Source organism: Pseudomonas sp. LF020 (genome assembly GCF_053456425.1).
Window position 1 is genome coordinate 14,641 of the sequence record NZ_JBRFIX010000012.1, and the last position, 19,324, is coordinate 33,964.

Below are 19,324 nucleotides of genomic sequence, written 5' to 3' on the forward strand. Positions count from 1 at the left end.
TTCCTTCGCGCTGATTATTTTTTTCCTGTAGGAAAACTTACAGGGCTTGATGACGGTCTACCAAGCCGCAAATCAAGCGTTTTATCTCCAGAGGTTCTAAGCAGATGGCAGCAGTACTCGTCGGTCAGTTCCATGCAAGAGATGCGGAAGGCCGCGTTTATTCCGTGCATGAGTTCCAGGAATCCACCCCGTCGGCAGACGGTTCCACTGGCTCGGAGCCGATTTACAAACTGGCCATTGGCGATCGCGTCAACAAAGTCAGTGACACCGAGTTTCTTCTGGTTCAGTCAGGTATCACCCTGACCCGCGAGCCTGAGACGACCGTCGCTTCATAACTGGCCGTTATGAGCAGAAGTCATATGCGCAGACTTGGGGTAGGATTCAGGCACTGACCCCACCTGCTGAACATGGACTTCACGCATGCGTTTACGTCATATCGAAGTGATCCAGGCGCTCTTGCAGACCGGTCACCTGGGCACCGCCGCCGAATGGCTGCAGCTCCCGGTGACAGAGGTCGAAGAGCGTTTGCGCGAAGCCGAGAGCGAATTGGGGTTCATGCTGTTCGCCAGCGTACGCGGCCGGCTGCAATCGACGCCGGAAGCGCGGGCGTTGCAGGTGGAAATTGCTCACGTCTATCAGGCGCTGGAGCCCGTGCAGCGTCTGGCCAGCAGCCTCAAGCAATACCTCGCCCCGCCCCTGCGCCTCATCGGTACCCCGCCGCTGGCGCAACAGTTGTTGCCGCAAAGTATCGCCCTGCTACGCCGACGGTTGCCCGACGCTCCCTGCCGTTTGCTCAGCGCTCCGACTTGCGACATCGTCCGTAGCCTGCTGCTGCGCGAAAGCGATCTGGGCCTGAGCCTGCACGATCCGGAACATCCCGACATCCATGCGCAACCGCTGGCCCACGGCAAGCTGCACCTGCTCGCGCCCCACGGCTGGCTGCAACCGAAGCAGAAATACATTTCCCTGCAGGATCTCGCTGGTCAGGCAATGGTCGGCCTCGAAGGCCACGACCCGTTGAGCCCGGCGCTGGAGAACAAACTCCAGGCCCTGCGCCCGGTGCCGAGCATCCAGACCCGCGTACAAACCCATCAGATGATGCGCAGCATGGTCGAGGCCGGCGAAGGCCTGGCCATCGTCGACCCGTTCACCGCCCTTGGCGCACGGGCCGGCGGACTGGATGTCTGCCCGTTGTCACCGGCGGTGCCCGTCAGCCTGTATGCCCTGACCTACCGGCACAGCGCCACGCCGGCAGCGATTCAGACGCTGCTGGCGATCGTCACGGAACAAGCCGAGGCGATGCTGGCGAGCTGAGCGGGTGTTCCAGCGGGTTATCGAACAGTCGATACCAGAACAGCGCGATTTCCGCAGTGTTCGGGTCTATCCCGCGATAACGCAAATGGTCGATACCGCCAATTTCGTAGCCACAACGCTCATACAAACGACAGGCACCGAGGTTGTTGTTCTGGGTTTCAAGCATGATCCCCGGCAGTTTCTTCTTGCGACTCCAGAACTGCGCCACATCCAGCAACGCCTTGGCCACACCATGGCGGCGCGCCGGTGCGTGCACCGCCAGCTCATCGATGTGGGCGAAGCCGTTCCAGTTGGTGCTGATCACCAGATGACCGACCGGCTCGTCGTCCAGGTACGCCATGAAAATCGCGCTGTCGGCGGCATTGCGATAGCTGCTGAACTCTTCGGGATCGATACCGTAGCACTTGCGGTACGGCACGATCGGCGTCACCGCCCAGCGCTCGACCGGTTGGCCAATGACTGCCGCACCGTACGCGGCGACCTCGAAACTGAAGTCGCTGCCCCAGATGTACGCCGCGAAACCATCGTCGGCGACACGCACCGACAGCCCTGGGTATTTCGGATTCATGACCGGTTGCATACTCGGGAAAGTCCTCATTCCTTGACGCAATCGACGGTGTACTGCCGCCCATTGCCCTCGTCTTCATGTTGCAGTCCATGCACATCAGCAACAAAACCGGGAAAGCTGCTATCGAACGTGCGGGCAAACTTCAGGTAATCGATGATCGAGCGGGTTGCCTCGGTGAAGCGCTCCCCCGGCATGATCAACGGAATCCCCGGTGGATACGGCACCAGCATCACCGCCGCGATCCTTCCTTCCAGCTCATCGATCGGCACCGCCTCGACTTCGCCGCGCACCAGATGATCATAGGCATGGGCGGGCTTCATGGCGATTTCCGGCAGCACCGTGTACATGCGCTTCAGGTGTTTGGCCGTGGCGTTGCTGCGGTAACAGGCGTGCAGTTGATCGCACAAATCGCGCAGGCCCATGCCGCGATAGCGCGCGGGGTCTTGCTGCGCCACGCACGACAGGCAGGTCGCGAGACTGACGTTGGCGTCGTAACTGCGTTTGAACTCCAGCAACTCGGTGAGCAGCGTGCTCCACTTGCCCTTGGTGATGCCCATCGAGAACAGCACCAGAAACGAATACAGCCCGGTCTTCTCCACCACCAGCCCGCGCTCCCAGAGGAACTTGCTGACCACCGCCGCCGGGATGCCTTTCTCGCTCAGCGCGCCGCCGGCATTCAATCCGGGCATGACCAGGGTCACTTTGATCGGGTCGAGCAGCACGTAGTCGTCGCTGACTTCGCCGAAACCATGCCAGTCGGCGTCCGGCTGCAGCAGCCAGTCTTCGGTCTGCACCCGGTCGATACCTTCGACACCCGGCGGCTGCCAGATCGAGAACCACCAGTCATCCGCCGCAATGTGCTGGCGCAGATTGGCCAGCGCCCGGCGAAAACTCAGCGCCTCGTCAAAGGTCTCCTGCAGCAGCGAACGCCCGGCCGGGCCCTCCATCATGGCCGAAGCCACATCCAGCGAAGCGATGATGCTGTACTGCGGCGAGGTCGAGATGTGCATCATGAACGCTTCGTTGAAACGATCACGGTCCAGTTGCCGCGCGCCGCCGTCCTGCACATGAATCATCGAGGCCTGGCTGAATGCGGCGAGCAGCTTGTGGGTGGAATGAGTGGTGAACACCAGGGGGCTGTCTTCGGTGCGCGAGGTGGCCATGCCATAGCGCCCGGCGAAGAACTCGTGAAACGCCGCGTAGGCGTACCACGCCTCATCGAAATGCAGCACTTCGACGCTGTTGCCCAGGCTCTGTTTGATCAGCTCGGCGTTGTAGCACAAGCCGTCGTAAGTCGAATTGGTCACTACCGCCAGTTTGACTTTCGGCGCACGGCCCTTGGTCAGCGGGCTGGCGTCGATCTTCGCCTGAATCGATTCGCGACTGAATTCGCTCAGCGGAATCGGGCCGATGATCCCCAGCTCATTGCGCTCCGGGCACAGGTACAACGGGATCGCGCCGGTCATGATGATCGCGTGCAACACCGACTTGTGGCAGTTGCGATCGACCAGCACCAGATCATCACGACCGACCATCGAGTGCCAGACGATCTTGTTGGCAGTCGAGGTGCCATTGATCACGAAAAACGTGTGATCGGCGCCGAAGTTGCGCGCCGCGCGTTCTTCGGCCTCAGCCAGCGGGCCGGTGTGATCGAGGAGCGAACCGAGTTCCGGCACCGATACCGACAAGTCCGAACGCAGGGTATTTTCGCCAAAGAACTGGTGAAACGCCTGCCCCACCGGACTCTTGTGATAGGCCACGCCACCGCCATGCCCGGGGGTGTGCCAGGAATAGTTGGAATCGGCGGTGTGCTGCACCAGTGCCTTGAAAAACGGCGGCAGCAAGCCATCCAGATATTTGCGCGCCGCCCGCGCCACTTGCCGGGCGAGAAACGGCACGGTGTCTTCGAACAGGTAAAGAATGCCGCGCAGTTGATTGAGTTCGGCCATGGCATCAGCCGGGGCGTTTTCCAGGGTGACCTGTTCGCCCAGGGCGAAGATCGGCAGATCCGGCGCGCGCACCCGCGCCAGACCGATCAGTTCGGCCATGTTTTGCAAAAGATGGGAATGGGTGCTGGCGTCTTCGGCCGCGATCAGCATGCACGCCAGACCATGATGGGTCGACGCCACCAACCGCCCTTCGGTGTAATCGATGGCCGAAACGATATTGAAACCTTCCTGCTCCAACTCCCGGGCGATGCCACGGATACGGTCACCGGCGACCGTGTCGGCCTTGATGTCGCGATGGACGATCAACACCGGAAACTTCAAATCTTTGTACATGGGGCTCAGTGTCCTGAGGCGGCGGATCAAGTCAGCCAATGCACTCAGGGTAGAGGGTTGCGGCGAAAGTGGCGAGGGTGGCCACTTGGCTTCATTCAGCCTGACTCGGCTTTTGTGGCGAGGGAGCTTGCTCCCGCTGGGGCGCGAAGCGGCCCCGGTATTCGTTCAGCATCAATGTGCATTCAGGTTTTATGACTGCTTCGCAGCCAAGCGGGAGCAAGCTCCCTCGCCACAAAGTGTGTTCAGGCCTGAGCATCAGCCTCGGCAATCTGAGTCCACAACGCCGGCCCACCCGCCGACTTGGCAATGATCTCCAGCCGCGCCATATGCGCCGCCAGTTCCTCTTCCGTCGCCCGGATGATCCGCGCAGGCTGACGACTCGCCGGCAGACGACGGATTTCGGTGGCGGAGTTGTCCGCGCCCTCGCCCGTGCCATTGCCGTCGGAAGCGTTGCCGGCCAGCGACAGGCTGGTCTGGCCACCGGTCATGGTCAGGTAGACGTCGGCAAGAATCTCCGAGTCGAGCAAGGCGCCGTGCAGTTCACGGCCGGAGTTGTCGACGCCATAGCGTTTGCACAAGGCGTCGAGGCTGTTGCGCTGCCCCGGGTGACGTTCCCGGGCCATCATCAGGGTGTCGAGGATGGTGCAATGCTGAGTGATGTCCGCACGATCGTGCTGGCCCATCAAGGCAAATTCGTTGTTGATGAAACCAACGTCGAACGCCGCGTTGTGGATGATCAACTGCGCGCCGTTGATGAACTCGAAGAACTCGTCGGCGACTTCGGCGAAACGCGGTTTGCCGACGAGGAATTCGTTGGTGATGCCGTGAACGCCGATCGCGCCCTCGTCACTCTCGCGATCCGGTTGCAGGTAAACGTGAAAGTGCCGGCCCGTCAGGCGCCGACCGATCAGTTCGACACAGCCGATTTCAATGATCCGGTGACCATCGGTCACCGGCATGCCGGTGGTTTCGGTATCGAGTACAACGGATCTGGTGGCCATCAGTGTTCAATTCTCAACGGGGTCAATCGTACAAAAGCGGCGATGTTAACACGCTCACGGTGCGCGTCGCCCACCACCGCTTGATCGGCACCGATAACCGTGTAGGAGCTGCCGAAGGCTGCGATCTTTTGATGTTGTTTTTAAGATCAAGATCAAAAGATCGCAGCCTGCGGCAGCTCCTACAGGGGAATGCATTTCAGATTGCAGGCGTGAGCCTGCTCGCGATTGGGGCGCCACGGTGCAACGGAGGCAATCAGCTCTGCTTGTACCCGCGAACCTCATCCACCCCACGGTTGGCCAACTGGTCCGCCCGTTCGTTACCGTGATGACCAATGTGCCCGCGCACCCACTTCCAGGTGACCTTGTGCCGGTTGACCTGCTCGTCCAGCTCTTTCCACAGGTCAGCGTTTTTCACCGGCTCTTTCGCCGCCGTTTTCCAGCCGCGTTTTTTCCAGTTGGCCATCCACTCGTTGATGCCCTTCATCACGTATTGCGAGTCGGTCACCAGCAGCACTTCGCAGGGCCGCTTCAAGGCTTCGAGGCCACGGATGGCGCCGAGCAGTTCCATGCGGTTGTTGGTGGTGTTGGCTTCGCCGCCCCACAGTTCCTTTTCGACGCCCTTGCACACCAGCAAGGCGCCCCAGCCGCCCGGGCCGGGGTTGCCCTTGCAGGCGCCGTCGGTGAACAGTTCTACGCTATCGACGCTTTCGCTCATGCCACTCTATCCAGAAAAATGCCTGGCCCCGTCAATCGCGGATCGACGATGGCCGCGGCCGGAGCAGGTCCGGCCACTATAAAAAGAAGGTTTACGGTTCGATACGGCGGCGGTTGACCTTGGCCATCGGCAGCGGAATCAGCTTGCCCATCGGCTCGCGACGCTCCTGACGCACCGGACGCAGGCCAACCACGATCTTGCGCGCGACCAATAGATAGAAGCCACCGCCCGACAGTTGCCAGTCGCCGGCCTTGCGTTCCCAGCCGGCCAGTCGGGCCTGCCACTTGGGCGACGCGAGCGGCGGACGATAGCACCCGAAGCGGCGTTTCTCCAGCGCAAACCCCAGCAGATTGAGCCAGTCGGCGACCCGCGATGGCGAGATGCAGCGCGCCTGGCGCAAGGCGTCGTGGGCGAATACGTGGCGCAAACCCCAGGTGCTCCAGGGGTTGATGCCCACGATCAGCAGATGCCCGCCGGGGCGTACGCTGCTCGCCGCTTCACGCAACAAGCCGTGGGGCGACAGGCAGAAATCCAGACCGTGCTGCAACACCACCACATCGGCGGCGTGCTCGCTCAACGGCCAGGCCTGTTCCTCGCAGACGATCTCGACACCCGGCAACGGCGCGCCGAGCCGCACGTTGCGCTGCACCTGCGGCGCCGACGGCGGAGTCTGGGCCGACGGCCCGTAATGCACCAGATAGCCGCCGAAGAACCGCCCCAACTCGTCTTCGAGCATGCGCCGTTCTTCATCCAGCAGAAATTGCCCGAGCGGGCCGGCCAGCCATTCACGGGCCGCGCCGATCAATGCCAGCCAGTCGGGATCGGCCTGAGCGAACGCTTTATCGGTCATGTCATTCTCCAACGCCGCTAGAAGCTCTAAGATGCGCCAATGTTTTCCGCTTGGCGAATTCCGACGATGATACAGATCAGTGCCCTGCCCGCGTTCACCGACAACTACATCTGGTTGTTACAGGATCACCGCACCCAGCAATGCGCGGTGGTTGACCCGGGCGATGCCGCGCCGGTGCAGGCCTGGCTGGCCGCACACCCGGGCTGGGTGCTGAGCGACATTCTGATCACCCATCACCACCATGATCACGTCGGCGGCGTCGAACGCCTGAAAGCTGCGAGCGGCGCCAAAGTCTACGGCCCGGCCAGTGAAAACATTCCGGGGCGCGACGTGGCGCTCAAGGACAACGACAAGGTCAGCGTGCTCGGCTGGGACTTCGATGTCTATGCGGTGCCCGGTCACACCCTCGGCCACATTGCGTATTACCACCACGGCCTGCTGTTTTGTGGTGACACCCTGTTCGCCGCCGGTTGCGGACGCCTGTTCGAAGGCACGCCGGAACAGATGCACCACTCGCTCGGCCGCCTCGCCGCATTACCTGAGGATACGCTGGTGTATTGCACCCATGAATACACCCTGAGCAATCTGAAGTTTGCTGCTGCGGTCGAACCGACCAACCCGGACATCGCCGCCCGTCTGGAAAAAGTTACCGAGCAACGGGAAAAAGGCGTGATGACCCTGCCCTCGACCCTGGCTCTGGAAAAGCTCACAAATCCGTTTTTGCGTACCGCTGAAACATTAGTTACACAAAAAGTGGACGAACGGGCAGGCGCTCAAAACCGGGCGCCGAGTGAGGTTTTTGCGGCTCTGCGGGCATGGAAAGATACGTTCTAAGTGACTCACTATCTGGTACAAAAATTCTGAATGGTTGACCGCAAGGGGTGCGCTTTCTAGAATCGCCCGACATTTTTGCCCGGAACTTACTTCCAGCCAATGTCGTCATCCATACGTAAGTCCGTCAATTCAGACGCATTGACCCGCCTGGCGCAAGCCATCGCGGTGGCTGTGTCCGCCACGCTGGCGGGCTGTTCCAGCCATGCTCCGCAGACTGAAGCGACTCATACGCCGAACATTGCTGCGCGAGCCAAGCAGAAACCGATCTGGCTCAGCGAAAAGCCCAGCCCGCAGGTGCCTCAGGACATCTGGGAGCGCATGCGCGGTGGTTTTCAGCTGCAGGACGGCCTGGGCGTCAATCCGCGCATCGAGCAGCAGCGCCTGTGGTTTGCCAGCAACCCGTCCTTTCTGGAGAACGCCGGCGAACGCGGCAGTCTCTACATTCATTACATCGTCGAGCGTCTCGAAGAGCGCAACATGCCGCTGGAACTGGCCCTGCTGCCGGTGATCGAGAGCGCCTACAACCCGATGGCCTATTCCCGGGCCGACGCTTCGGGCCTGTGGCAATTCATTCCGTCCACCGGTCGCTACTACAACCTGCGCCAGACCCGCTTCTATGATGGCCGTCGCGATATCACCGCCTCGACCACCGCCGCGATGGATTACCTGACCCGTCTGCACGACATGTTCAACGGTGACTGGCTGCTGGCCCTGGCGGCCTACAACGCCGGTGAAGGCACGGTCAGCCGTGCCATCGAGCGCAACGAAAAGCTCGGCCTGCCGACCGACTACTGGAACCTGTCGTCGTTGCCGGCGGAAACCCAGGCCTACGTACCGAAGCTGTTGGCCCTGTCGCAAGTGGTACTGGCCCCGGAAGCCTACGGGGTGAACCTCAACCCGATCGCCAACGAACCGTATTTCCAGGTTGTCGAAATCAACCAGCGCATGGACCTGTCCAAGGTTGCGGCGGTGGCCAACATCGACGAAGACGAGCTGTTCCAGCTCAACCCGGCCTTCAAGCAGCGCACCACCATCGACGGCCCGCAGCATCTGCTGGTGCCGACGTCCAAGGCGCAACTGCTGACCGCCAGCCTGCAGACCATGCGGCCTGAAGAGCTGATCAGCCCGCGCTCGCTGAAGCCGGTGTTCGACGGTGCTGACCCGACTGAAGTGGCGAAGCTCAAGCGTGCTTACCGGGTCAAACGCGGCGACAACCTCGGCTCCATCGCCAAGGCCAACAAGGTCGAAGTCAAGGACCTGCAGCGCTGGAACAAGCTGACCGGCAAGAACCTCAAGGTCGGCCAGACCCTGGTGATGCAGGACAACACCAAGCGCGCCCCGGTGCGCAGCGGTGGCCGGGTCAACACGGTGATTGCCGCCAACAGCAAGAGCAAAGGCAAGGCAGACAACCAGCAGCAGACTCAGTACAAGGTCAAGCGTGGCGACACCCTGTACGTGGTGGCCAAGCGTTTCAACGTCGAGATGCAGCATCTCAAGCGCTGGAACCCGGGTGCCGGCAAGGCCCTCAAGCCTGGGCAGATGCTCACGGTTTACCAGCCGCACTGACAAAGAGCCCCTGAATTTCAGGGGCTTTTTTTCGCCTGGCGCCTGGCTGGATTTTGTTGGCGCCCTCAAAATTTCTCCCCCTCACCCCAACCCTCTCCCCCAAGGGGGCGAGGGGGAAAGGGAGCAGATTGGGGGCTTTTTCAAACCTGAGTTCAACTCGATATTTCAGGTCGGCGTACTTCTCATAAACACCTCGGTCAGTCCCCTCTCCCTCCGGGAGAGGGTTAGGGTGAGGGGCTCTTGGCCTTGCCGATTAACCCCACATTAACCTCTGCCTTTTTCCTGTCCAGACAAGCTGTTACTGTACGGCCACAAAAGCCCAAGCCGCCTGGATCGGATCTGACTTGAAGCGTCCCCTCCTCCTGCTCCTGATCAGCCTGGCCTTGAGCTCACCCGCAAGCGCGACGATTACCGAAAGTCACGGTTATGCGCAGTTCGGCACGCTCAAGTACCCGGCCAGATTTACCCACTTCGACTGGGTCAACCCGCAAGCGCCCAAGGGCGGTACGTTGCGGGTGATGGCGTTCGGCACCTTCGATACGGTCAACCCGTACACCTTCAAGGGCACCAGCCCGGTCACCACACCGAATTTCCTGCAGTACGGCATCAATGAGCTGAACGAGCCGTTGATGGTCGGCACCGGCCAGTATTCGCCGTCCGGCGACGAGCCGGCATCGAGCTATGGCTTGATCGCGCAATCGGTGGAGTACAGCGAAGATCGCAGCTGGGTGGTGTTCAATCTGCGCCCGGAGGCGCGCTTTCACGACGGCACCCAGATCACCGCCTACGACGTGGCCTTCTCCTACCGGTTGCTGCTCAAGGAAGGCCATCCGCTATACCGCACCGCCCTGCAGGAGGTCTCGCGGGTCGACATCCTCAACCCGCAGCGCATTCGTTTCGTGATGAAACGCTCGGGCAATCCGTTGCTGATTCTGCGCCTCGGCGAGTTGCCGGTGCTGCCGCAGCATTACTGGAAGGATCGCGACTTCAAGGCCACCACCTTCGAGCCACCGCTGGGCAGCGGGCCGTACCGCATCACCTCGGTGACGCCGGGGCGGCAGCTGATTTTCGAGCGGGTCAAGGATTACTGGGGCAAGGACCTGCCGGTCAATCGCGGCAAGTACAACTTCGATCGCATGGAGGTTGAGTTCTACCGCGACAGCGACGTGGCCTTCGAAGCGTTCAAGGCCGGCGAATTCGACATCTACATCGAGCATCAGGCGAAGAACTGGGCCAACGGCTACAACTTCCCCGCAGTGCGCCGCGGCGAAGTGATCAAGGCGCAGATCCCGCACCAGATCCCGACCCAGAGCCAGGGCCTGTTCATGAACACCCGGCGCACGACCTTCAGCGACGTCAAGGTGCGCGAAGCGCTGGGCCTGATGTTCGACTTCGAATGGACCAACCGCGCGCTGTTCAGCGACGCCTACCAGCGCACCACCAGCTACTACCCCAACAGCGAGTTTTCCGCGACGGGGCTGCCGGTCGGGCATGAATGGCTGATGCTCAAGCCATACAAGGATCAGTTACCGGCGAAGCTGTTCACCGAGCCGTTCACATTGCCGCAGACCGATGGCCGTGGCATCCCGCGCGAAACCATGCGCAAGGCGCTGGCGCTGCTCGCCGAGGCCGGCTGGAAGCTCAATGGCCAGCGTCTGCAAAACGCCAAGGGCCAGCCGTTGAGTTTCGAGTTGCTGCTGGTCAATCCGAACCTTGAACGGATCCTGCAGCCGTACATCGAGAACCTCAACAGCATCGGCATCGATGCGCGTCTGCGCACGGTGGATCGCGCCCAGTACAAACAGCGCCTGGATCAGTTCGATTTCGACATGATCCTGATGACCCTCAACCAGACCCTCAGCCCGGGTCTGGAGCAATGGCAGTATTTCCATTCCAGTCAGGTCGGGGTCAAGGGCAGCAAGAATTACGCCGGCATCGCCAACCCGGTGGTCGATCACCTGCTCGAACAATTACTCGCCGCGCAAACCCGCGACGAACAGGTCGCCGCCGGCAAGGCGCTCGACCGCGTGCTGCTCTGGCAGCACTACAGCATTCCCAACTGGTACCTCAATTATCACCGACTGGCCTACCGCAACCGGTTGGCTTTCGTCACCACGCCGCCCTACACCCTGGGCCTGAGCGCGTGGTGGCTGAAATCTTCGGAGAACAATAAATGACGCCCATCCGCGCCCTGCTCGTGCAGGCCAGCGGTCTGCTGTTCGCCGGGCTGGCGATTGCCGCCCCGCAACACGCTGTGACCCTGTACAACGAGCCGCCGAAATACCCGGCGGACTTCAAGCAGTTCGATTACGTGAACCCCGACGCGCCCAAGGGCGGGATCTTCCGTCAGGCCGGGTTCGGCGGCTTCGACAGCCTCAACCCGTTCATCAGCAAAGGCGTGCCGGCCGATGACGTCGGGCAGATCTACGACACCCTGACCAAACACAGCCTCGACGAGCCGTTCACCGAGTACGGCCTGATCGCCGCGAAGATCGAGAAAGCCCCGGACAACAGCTGGGTACGTTTCTACCTGCGCCCGGAAGCGCGTTTTCACGATGGTCATCCGGTGCGCGCCGAGGACGTGGTGTTCAGCTTCCAGACCCTGACCAAGGACGGCTCGCCGCTGTTTCGCGGTTATTACAGCGATGTCGAAGAGGCCATCGCCGAAGATCCGCTCAAGGTGCTGTTCAAGTTCAAGCACACCAACAATCGCGAGCTGCCGCTGATTCTCGGCCAGCTCCCGGTGCTGCCGAAACACTGGTGGGCCAGCCGTGATTTTTCCAAGGGCAATCTGGAGATACCGCTGGGCAGCGGCCCGTACAAGGTCGCCGAAGTGAAGGCCGGACGCTCGGTGCGCTATGAGCGGGTCAAGGACTACTGGGGCAAGGATCTGCCGGTCAATCGCGGCTTCTACAACTTCGACGTGATGACCACCGATTACTACCGCGACAACACCGTTGCCGTCGAAGCGCTGAAGGCCGGCCAGTTCGATTACTGGCTGGAAATGACCGCGAAGAACTGGGCCAACGCCTACAACATTCCGGCGGTCACCGAAGGTCGCTTGATCAAGGAACAGATCGCCAACAGCAACCCGACCGGCATGCAGGGCTTCGTTTTCAACCTGCGCCGTCCGGTGTTTCAGGATGTGCGGGTGCGGCAGGCGCTCGGTCTGCTGTTCGATTTCGAGTGGACCAACAAACAGCTGTTCAACGGTGCCTACTTCCGCACTCGCAGCTATTTCGAGAACTCGGAAATGGCCGCCACCGGCCTGCCCGACGCCGAGCAACGGGCGATCCTCGAACCGTTTCGCAGCAAATTGCCGGCGCAGGTGTTCAGCGAAGCCTTCGAGAACCCCAAGACCGACGCCAGCGGCATGATCCGCGCCCAACAGCGCGAGGCCTATCAATTGCTGCAAGAGGCTGGCTGGAAGATCGTCGACGACAAAATGGTCGACGCCAACGGCAAACCGGTGGTCATCGAATTCCTGCTGGCGCAGACCGAATTCGAACGCGTGCTGCTGCCGTTCAAACGCAATCTGGCCGACCTTGGCATTGATCTGGTAATCCGCCGCGTCGACGTTTCGCAGTACATCAACCGCGTGCGCTCGCGGGACTTCGACATGATGGTCGGCAGCTTCCCGCAATCCAACTCGCCGGGTAACGAGCAGCGCGAATTCTGGATGAGCGCCGCCGCGGACAAACCGAGCAGCCGCAACACCATGGGCCTGAAGGATCCGATCGTCGATCAACTGGTGGAAAACCTGATCAACGCCGACTCGCGCAGCAGCCTGGTGGCGCATGCCCGGGCGCTGGATCGGGTGCTGCAATGGGGTTACTACGTGGTCCCCAACTGGCACATCAAGACCTGGCGCGTGGCGTACTGGAACCACATCGGTCACCCGAAAGTCTCGCCCAAATACGACATCGGGATTAACACCTGGTGGGTCAAGCCTGACGCGAAGCCTGCCATAGAAGTCGAAACCAAACTGCAAGCCGACCCTGTGGGCACGGAGTAATCAGATGCTGGCGTACATTTTTCGGCGACTGCTGCTGATCATCCCGACCCTGTTCGGCATCCTGCTGATCAACTTCGTGATCATCCAGGCCGCGCCCGGCGGCCCGGTGGAACAGATGATCGCCAAGCTCGAAGGCTTCGAGGGCGCCACCAGCCGCATCGCCGGCGGCGGCGCCGAGGTCTCGGTGGCCGGCTCCGCCTATCGCGGCGCGCAAGGTCTGGACCCGGCGCTGATCAAGGAAATCGAGCACATGTACGGGTTCGACAAATCGGCCCCGGAACGCCTGTGGATCATGGTCAAGAACTACGCGAAGCTGGATTTCGGCGACAGCTTTTTCCGTGACGCCAAGGTCATCGACCTGATCAAGGAAAAGATGCCGGTGTCGATCTCCCTCGGGCTGTGGAGCACGCTGATCATGTACCTCGTGTCGATCCCGCTGGGGATCGCCAAGGCCACGCGGCACGGCAGTCATTTTGACGTCTGGACCAGTTCGGCGATCATCATTGGCTACGCGATCCCGGCGTTCCTCTTTGCAATTCTGCTGATCGTGGTGTTCGCCGGCGGCAGTTATCTGGACTGGTTCCCGCTGCGCGGCCTGACTTCGAACAATTTCGATGAGCTGAGCCTGGGCGGCAAGATTCTCGACTACTTCTGGCACCTCGCGCTGCCGGTGACCGCGCTGGTGATCGGCAACTTCGCGACCATGACCCTGCTGACCAAAAACAGCTTCCTCGACGAGATCAACAAGCAGTACGTGGTCACCGCCAAGGCCAAGGGCCTGACGCGCAATCGCGTGCTTTACGGCCACGTGTTCCGCAACGCGATGTTGCTGGTGATTGCCGGTTTCCCGTCGGCGTTCATCGGCATATTCTTCACCGGCTCGTTGCTGGTGGAGGTGATTTTCTCCCTCGACGGTCTGGGCCTGATGAGTTTCGAAGCGGCGATCAACCGCGATTACCCGGTGGTGTTCGGCACCCTGTTCATCTTCACCCTGCTCGGTCTGGTGGTGAAACTGATCGGCGACCTCACCTACACCCTGGTCGATCCGCGCATCGACTTTGCCAGCCGGGAGCATTGAGATGAACCTGTCCCCTCTCAATCGCCGCCGGTTCGAACTGTTCAAGGCCAACAAGCGTGGCTGGTGGTCGCTGTGGCTGTTCCTGATCCTGTTCGGCCTGAGCCTCGGTGCCGAGCTGATCGCCAACGACAAGCCGCTGGTGGTGCATTACGACAACCACTGGTACTTCCCGGCGATCAAACGCTACCCGGAAACCACCTTCGGCGGCGAATTTCCGCTGGAAGCCAACTACAAGAGCCCGTATATCCGCGAACTGCTCAAGGCCAAGGATGCGTGGGTGTTGTGGGCGCCGATCCCTTACAGCTACCAGAGCATCAACTACGACCTGAAAGTCCCGGCTCCGGCCCCGCCCTCGGCGGATAATCTGCTGGGTACCGACGATCAGGGCCGCGATGTGCTGGCACGGGTGATCTACGGCTTCCGCATCTCGGTGCTGTTTGCCCTGACCCTGACTGTGTTGAGTTCGATCATCGGCGTGATTGCCGGTGCGCTACAGGGTTTCTATGGCGGCTGGGTCGATCTGGCCGGGCAGCGCTTTCTGGAGATCTGGTCGGGGCTGCCGGTGCTGTACCTGCTGATCATTCTCGCCAGTTTCGTTCAGCCGAACTTCTGGTGGCTGCTGGGGATCATGCTGCTGTTCTCATGGATGAGCCTGGTCGATGTGGTGCGCGCCGAGTTCCTGCGTGGCCGCAACCTCGAATACGTGCGTGCGGCGCGCGCACTGGGCATGCAGAACGGCGCAATCATGTTCCGCCACATCCTGCCCAACGCGATGGTCTCAACCATGACCTTCATGCCGTTCATCCTCACCGGCGCCATCGGCACCCTCACCGCTTTGGACTTCCTCGGCTTCGGCTTGCCGGCCGGCAGCCCGTCGCTGGGTGAATTGGTGGCCCAGGGCAAATCCAACCTGCAGGCGCCGTGGCTGGGCATGAGCGCGTTCGCCGTGCTGGCGCTGATGTTGAGTCTGCTGGTGTTTATCGGCGAGTCCGCTCGCGATGCCTTCGACCCGAGGAAGTGAAATGAATCAGGACAATCTGATCGAAGTGCGCGACCTCGCCGTCGAGTTCGGCTTCAACGAGCGGCTGCACCGGGTGGTCGAGGGCGTGAGCTTCGACATCAAACGCGGCGAAACCCTGGCGCTGGTCGGCGAGTCCGGCTCGGGCAAATCGGTCACGGCGCACTCGATCCTGCGCCTGCTGCCCTACCCGCTGGCCCGCCATCCCGCCGGCAGCATCAACTACGCCGGGCAGAATCTGCTGGGGCTGAGTGAAAAAACCATCCGCCATATCCGCGGCAACCGCATCGCGATGATCTTTCAGGAGCCGATGACCTCGCTCAACCCGTTGCACTCGATCGAGAAGCAGATCAACGAGGTGTTGGGCATCCACAAGGGCCTGAGCGGCAAAGTCGCGACCAAGCGCACCCTGGAGCTGCTGGAGATGGTCGGCATCCCCGAGCCGCACAAGCGCCTCAAGGCCCTGCCCCACGAGTTGTCCGGCGGCCAGCGCCAGCGCGTGATGATCGCCATGGCGTTGGCCAACGAGCCGGAATTGCTGATCGCCGATGAACCGACCACCGCACTGGACGTGACCGTTCAGCTGAAAATCCTCGATTTGCTCAAGGAATTGCAGGCCAGATTGGGCATGTCGCTGTTACTGATCAGTCACGATTTGAACCTGGTGCGAAGAATTGCGCATCGCGTATGTGTCATGCAGCGCGGTTGCATCGTCGAACAGGCATCGTGCGCAGAGCTGTTCCGTTCGCCGCAGCATCCGTACACTCGGGAATTGCTCGGCGCGGAGCCCAGCGGAGGCCCGGCGACCAATAAAATCGGGGCGCCGCTGCTCGAAGTCGAGAACCTCAAAGTCTGGTTCCCGATCAAGAAAGGCCTGCTCAAGCGCACGGTGGATTACGTCAAGGCAGTGGACGGCATCAATTTCAGCCTGCCTCAGGGTCAGACCCTGGGGATCGTGGGGGAAAGCGGTTCCGGCAAATCCACCCTCGGTCTGGCAATTTTGCGGCTGATCGGCAGCAAAGGCGCCATTCGCTTTGAGGGCAAGCAGCTAGACTGCCTGACGCAGAATGAGGTTCGCCCGTTGCGTCGGGAGATGCAGGTGGTGTTTCAGGACCCGTTCGGCAGCCTGAGCCCGCGGATGTGCGTGAGCGACATCGTTGGCGAAGGCCTGCGGATTCACAAGATGGGCACCGCGGTCGAGCAGGAAGCGGCGATTATTGCGGCATTGAAGGAGGTAGGTCTGGATCCGGAAACCCGGCACCGCTACCCTCACGAATTTTCCGGTGGGCAACGGCAACGCATCGCCATTGCCCGGGCTTTGGTGCTGAAACCGGCGCTGATCCTGCTGGACGAGCCGACGTCTGCGCTCGACCGCACGGTGCAGCGGCAAGTGGTGGAGCTGTTGCGTTCACTGCAAGCCAAGTACAACCTGACGTATTTGTTCATCAGCCATGACCTGGCTGTCGTCAAAGCGCTGAGCCACCAGCTGATGGTGGTCAAGCATGGCCAAGTGGTCGAACAGGGAGACGCGCAAGATATCTTTGCCGCCCCCAAACATCCGTATACACAGCAGTTGCTGGAAGCCGCTTTTTTGGCACCAGCCACTGCGCAATAACCTGAAAGAGGAGCAACACATGGGTTTTCTCGCCGGTAAGCGCGTACTGATCGTCGGTGTCGCCAGCAAGCTGTCCATCGCATCCGGCATCGCTGCCGCCATGCATCGCGAGGGCGCTGAGCTTGCCTTCACTTATCAGAACGACAAACTCAAGGGTCGCGTTGAAGAGTTCGCACAGGGCTGGGGTTCGAGCCCTGAGCTGTGCTTCCCGTGCGACGTGGCCAGCGATGAAGAAATCGCCAAGGTCTTCGAAGAACTGAGCAAGAAGTGGGACGGCCTGGACTGCATCGTGCACTCCGTCGGCTTCGCCCCGGGCGACCAACTGGACGGCGACTTCACCGAAGCCACCACCCGTGAAGGTTTCCGCATCGCTCACGACATCAGCGCCTACAGCTTCGTGGCTCTGGCCAAGGCTGGCCGCGAAATGATGAAAGGCCGCAACGGCAGCCTGCTGACCCTGTCGTACCTGGGCGCCGAGCGCACCATGCCGAACTACAACGTGATGGGCATGGCCAAGGCTTCGCTGGAAGCTGGCGTACGTTACCTGGCCGGCTCCCTGGGCCCGGACGGTACCCGCGTCAACTGCGTATCGGCTGGCCCGATCCGTACCCTGGCAGCCTCGGGCATCAAGAACTTCCGCAAGATGCTGGCCGCCAACGAAGCGCAAACCCCACTGCGCCGCAACGTCACCATCGAAGAAGTCGGCAACGCCGGCGCCTTCCTGTGCTCCGACCTGGCGTCGGGCATCAGCGGTGAAATCATGTACGTGGACGGCGGCTTCAACACCACCGCGATGGGCAACATCGAAGAGTAATCTTCGCTCTGCCGATAAACAACCCGCCTCTTCCGGCGGGTTTTTTATTGGGTTCAACATCAAAAGATCGCAGCCTTCGGCAGCTCCTACAGGGACAGCACCACCCTGTAGGAGCTGCCGAAGGCTGCGATCCTTTGATCTTCAGAGCAAACAATCGGCAAACAGTTTTTGAACCGGCTGATTACGCTGGCTATAGCGCTGCAACAAGACCATCTCGCGGTAGAACGTCAGCTCACCCAACTCAATCACCCTGACCTTGAGCGGATGCTCCAGCCACAGCCCGGCCTTGGGCAGCAGCGAAACGCCCAGCCCGGACTCGACCATCTTCACGATCGCCTCCAGCTCATCCAGTTCCAGTGCCACCTCGACCTCGATTCGCTGCTCGCGCAGAAACCGCGTCACCAAACGCCCGCCAAATGAATTGCGGTCATAGCGCACCTGCGGCTGGTCGGCGAGCAACTGCAGCGGATCGTCACCTTCGACCTGCAGCGGCACGATCAGCACGAACGGCTCGCGACGAATCACCGTCGCCGACAACTCCTTGGGCAGGTCGAACGGCGGCTTGATCATGATCGCCAGATCCACCTCGCCGGCATCGACCTGACTCAACAGATTCAACGACACCCCCGGCACCAATTTCGGCTCCAGCCCCGGAGCCTGCTGACGCAAGCGCAACAATGCCTGAGGCAGCAGCCCGGTCTGCGCAGTCGCCACCGCGCCGATTTTCAGCTCGCCGCGAAACTCGCTGACATCCTCGCTCTCACCCATGCGGCTGAAAATTGCGAGCATTTCCTGCGCCATCGGCACCGCGCGCAGCCCGGCGGGATTGAGCGTCGCCTGACGGCCAGTGCGATCAAACAGTCGAATGCCCAAGGCCTGTTCGAGATTGCGGATCTGCGCGCTGACTGCAGACTGCGTCAGGCCGATGTGCAAACCGGCAGCGGCAAACGTGCCATGGCGCGCCACCGCGAGAAAGGTCTTGAGTTCACGAAGCATGCACACCTCGACTGATCGAAATAATTTGAGCTCGGCGCAAAAACTATCGTCTTTCAATCACATTTCACAGCACTAAACTCAGTGCACTTCCTCTGATCGAGCATTGCGCCATGTCGTTAAGCCCTTTCCATCTGGCCATTCCTGTCTATGACCTGGCCGCCGCACGCCACTTTTATCGCGAAGTCTTCGGGCTGGAAGAAGGTCGCTCCAGCGAGCATTGGGTCGATTTCAACTTCTTCGGCCATCAACTGGTGATTCATCTGGCGCCGAAAAACCCTGTACAGGAAGCCGCGCACACCAATGCTGTGGACGGGCATGACGTGCCGGTGCCGCATTTCGGTGTGGTGCTGGGGATGGCGCAATGGCAGGCGCTGGCCGAACGCCTGACATCGTTGGGCACGCGATTTGTGATTGAGCCGGGGATTCGCTTTCAGGGATTGGTGGGCGAACAGGCGACGATGTTTTTGTTCGACCCATGTGGCAACGCGCTGGAGTTCAAGGCGTTCAAGGACATCGGGCAGTTGTTTGCCAAATAAAAGTGTGGCGTCTTACCGGACGCCATCGCTGGCAAGCCAGCTCCCACAAGGGTCCGCGCAGTACTTGGATTTTGTGAGCACCCGATAAAACTGTGGGAGTGGGCTTGCCAGCGATGAGGCCA

The 19,324-nt window shown here is 61.0% G+C and carries 17 protein-coding genes; 11 read left to right on the plus strand and 6 right to left on the minus strand.

Features of this window, described 5'->3' with window-relative positions; translation table 11 throughout:
* Window positions 1-104: 104 nt before the first annotated feature.
* Together ACU680_RS23790 and ACU680_RS23795 are read left to right on the plus strand one after the other, a co-directional pair.
* Window positions 105-335 carry a hypothetical protein gene (locus ACU680_RS23790; RefSeq protein ID WP_007965845.1) on the plus strand — a complete coding sequence of 77 codons (231 nt, stop codon included), beginning with the start codon at window positions 105-107 and terminating at the stop codon, window positions 333-335.
* A gap of 85 nt (window positions 336-420) precedes the next feature.
* Window positions 421-1,314, plus strand: a complete 894-nt coding sequence (locus ACU680_RS23795; RefSeq protein ID WP_448180658.1) for a LysR substrate-binding domain-containing protein — start codon at window positions 421-423, stop codon at window positions 1,312-1,314.
* On the opposite strand, the gene ACU680_RS23800 is transcribed toward ACU680_RS23795, so the two are convergent.
* The 5 genes from ACU680_RS23800 to ACU680_RS23820 form a co-directional block, all read right to left on the minus strand.
* Entirely contained in the window at window positions 1,280-1,894 is a 615-nt protein-coding gene (locus tag ACU680_RS23800; protein WP_448180659.1) for a GNAT family N-acetyltransferase, read from the minus strand. The genes ACU680_RS23795 and ACU680_RS23800 overlap by 35 nt on opposite strands.
* Before the next feature lie 14 nt (window positions 1,895-1,908).
* Window positions 1,909-4,164, minus strand: a complete 2,256-nt coding sequence (locus tag ACU680_RS23805) for an Orn/Lys/Arg family decarboxylase (protein ID WP_448180660.1) — start codon at window positions 4,162-4,164, stop codon at window positions 1,909-1,911.
* Between the two features lie 242 nt (window positions 4,165-4,406).
* Window positions 4,407-5,165, minus strand: coding sequence for a DNA polymerase III subunit epsilon (gene dnaQ / locus ACU680_RS23810; RefSeq protein ID WP_027613146.1), 759 nt, complete (start codon window positions 5,163-5,165; stop codon window positions 4,407-4,409).
* Window positions 5,166-5,418: 253 nt separating this feature from the next.
* Entirely contained in the window at window positions 5,419-5,880 is a 462-nt protein-coding gene (rnhA, locus tag ACU680_RS23815) for a ribonuclease HI (protein WP_003224162.1), read from the minus strand.
* A 91-nt stretch (window positions 5,881-5,971) separates the two neighbouring features.
* A complete protein-coding gene (locus tag ACU680_RS23820) occupies window positions 5,972-6,730 on the minus strand; it encodes a methyltransferase domain-containing protein (RefSeq protein ID WP_448180661.1) in 759 nt (252 codons plus the stop codon).
* A 66-nt stretch (window positions 6,731-6,796) separates the two neighbouring features.
* Between ACU680_RS23820 and gloB the strand changes: the two genes are divergently transcribed.
* From gloB to fabI, 8 genes are all read left to right on the plus strand, one after another.
* Complete coding sequence (gene gloB / locus ACU680_RS23825) at window positions 6,797-7,564, plus strand: hydroxyacylglutathione hydrolase (protein ID WP_448180662.1); 768 nt, start codon at window positions 6,797-6,799, stop codon at window positions 7,562-7,564.
* Window positions 7,565-7,663: 99 nt separating this feature from the next.
* On the plus strand, window positions 7,664-9,130 hold the full coding sequence (locus tag ACU680_RS23830) for a LysM peptidoglycan-binding domain-containing protein (RefSeq protein ID WP_448180663.1): 1,467 nt from the start codon (window positions 7,664-7,666) through the stop codon (window positions 9,128-9,130).
* A 344-nt stretch (window positions 9,131-9,474) separates the two neighbouring features.
* Window positions 9,475-11,307, plus strand: a complete 1,833-nt coding sequence (locus tag ACU680_RS23835; RefSeq protein WP_448180664.1) for an extracellular solute-binding protein — start codon at window positions 9,475-9,477, stop codon at window positions 11,305-11,307.
* Complete coding sequence (locus ACU680_RS23840; RefSeq protein ID WP_282413372.1) at window positions 11,304-13,145, plus strand: extracellular solute-binding protein; 1,842 nt, start codon at window positions 11,304-11,306, stop codon at window positions 13,143-13,145. Before ACU680_RS23835 ends, ACU680_RS23840 begins: the two co-directional genes overlap by 4 nt.
* A 4-nt stretch (window positions 13,146-13,149) precedes the next feature.
* The gene (locus tag ACU680_RS23845; protein ID WP_003224148.1) at window positions 13,150-14,223 is read left to right on the plus strand and encodes a microcin C ABC transporter permease YejB; all 1,074 of its coding nucleotides are present in this window, start codon (window positions 13,150-13,152) and stop codon (window positions 14,221-14,223) included.
* A gap of 1 nt (window position 14,224) precedes the next feature.
* Window positions 14,225-15,244 (plus strand): ABC transporter permease, encoded by a 1,020-nt coding sequence (locus tag ACU680_RS23850; RefSeq protein WP_007965317.1) that lies wholly within the window; start codon window positions 14,225-14,227, stop codon window positions 15,242-15,244.
* A gap of 1 nt (window position 15,245) precedes the next feature.
* Window positions 15,246-16,856 (plus strand): ABC transporter ATP-binding protein, encoded by a 1,611-nt coding sequence (locus ACU680_RS23855; RefSeq protein ID WP_448180665.1) that lies wholly within the window; start codon window positions 15,246-15,248, stop codon window positions 16,854-16,856.
* Window positions 16,857-16,875: 19 nt separating this feature from the next.
* Window positions 16,876-17,670 carry an enoyl-ACP reductase FabI gene (gene fabI, locus ACU680_RS23860; protein WP_003202751.1) on the plus strand — a complete coding sequence of 265 codons (795 nt, stop codon included), beginning with the start codon at window positions 16,876-16,878 and terminating at the stop codon, window positions 17,668-17,670.
* A 141-nt stretch (window positions 17,671-17,811) separates the two neighbouring features.
* On the opposite strand, the gene ACU680_RS23865 is transcribed toward fabI, so the two are convergent.
* A complete protein-coding gene (locus ACU680_RS23865) occupies window positions 17,812-18,666 on the minus strand; it encodes a LysR family transcriptional regulator (protein ID WP_448180666.1) in 855 nt (284 codons plus the stop codon).
* A gap of 110 nt (window positions 18,667-18,776) precedes the next feature.
* Here ACU680_RS23865 and ACU680_RS23870 point away from each other — a divergent pair, with 110 nt between their 5' ends.
* The gene (locus ACU680_RS23870; protein ID WP_448180667.1) at window positions 18,777-19,202 is read left to right on the plus strand and encodes a VOC family protein; all 426 of its coding nucleotides are present in this window, start codon (window positions 18,777-18,779) and stop codon (window positions 19,200-19,202) included.
* Window positions 19,203-19,324: the final 122 nt, after the last annotated feature.

Bases quoted from the DNA above. Each gene is read 5' to 3' on its own strand.
- ACU680_RS23870 (WP_448180667.1), top strand. From the start codon at position 18,777: ATGTCGTTAAGCCCTTTCCATCTGGCCATTCCTGTCTATGACCTGGCC.
- ACU680_RS23840 (WP_282413372.1), top strand. From the start codon at position 11,304: ATGACGCCCATCCGCGCCCTGCTCGTGCAGGCCAGCGGTCTGCTGTTC.
- ACU680_RS23850 (WP_007965317.1), top strand. From the start codon at position 14,225: ATGAACCTGTCCCCTCTCAATCGCCGCCGGTTCGAACTGTTCAAGGCC.
- ACU680_RS23805 (WP_448180660.1), bottom strand. From the start codon at position 4,164: ATGTACAAAGATTTGAAGTTTCCGGTGTTGATCGTCCATCGCGACATC.
- ACU680_RS23820 (WP_448180661.1), bottom strand. From the start codon at position 6,730: ATGACCGATAAAGCGTTCGCTCAGGCCGATCCCGACTGGCTGGCATTG.
- dnaQ (WP_027613146.1), bottom strand. From the start codon at position 5,165: ATGGCCACCAGATCCGTTGTACTCGATACCGAAACCACCGGCATGCCG.
- ACU680_RS23800 (WP_448180659.1), bottom strand. From the start codon at position 1,894: ATGCAACCGGTCATGAATCCGAAATACCCAGGGCTGTCGGTGCGTGTC.
- ACU680_RS23830 (WP_448180663.1), top strand. From the start codon at position 7,664: ATGTCGTCATCCATACGTAAGTCCGTCAATTCAGACGCATTGACCCGC.
- ACU680_RS23845 (WP_003224148.1), top strand. From the start codon at position 13,150: ATGCTGGCGTACATTTTTCGGCGACTGCTGCTGATCATCCCGACCCTG.
- rnhA (WP_003224162.1), bottom strand. From the start codon at position 5,880: ATGAGCGAAAGCGTCGATAGCGTAGAACTGTTCACCGACGGCGCCTGC.
- ACU680_RS23855 (WP_448180665.1), top strand. From the start codon at position 15,246: ATGAATCAGGACAATCTGATCGAAGTGCGCGACCTCGCCGTCGAGTTC.
- fabI (WP_003202751.1), top strand. From the start codon at position 16,876: ATGGGTTTTCTCGCCGGTAAGCGCGTACTGATCGTCGGTGTCGCCAGC.
- ACU680_RS23865 (WP_448180666.1), bottom strand. From the start codon at position 18,666: ATGCTTCGTGAACTCAAGACCTTTCTCGCGGTGGCGCGCCATGGCACG.
- gloB (WP_448180662.1), top strand. From the start codon at position 6,797: ATGATACAGATCAGTGCCCTGCCCGCGTTCACCGACAACTACATCTGG.
- ACU680_RS23790 (WP_007965845.1), top strand. From the start codon at position 105: ATGGCAGCAGTACTCGTCGGTCAGTTCCATGCAAGAGATGCGGAAGGC.
- ACU680_RS23795 (WP_448180658.1), top strand. From the start codon at position 421: ATGCGTTTACGTCATATCGAAGTGATCCAGGCGCTCTTGCAGACCGGT.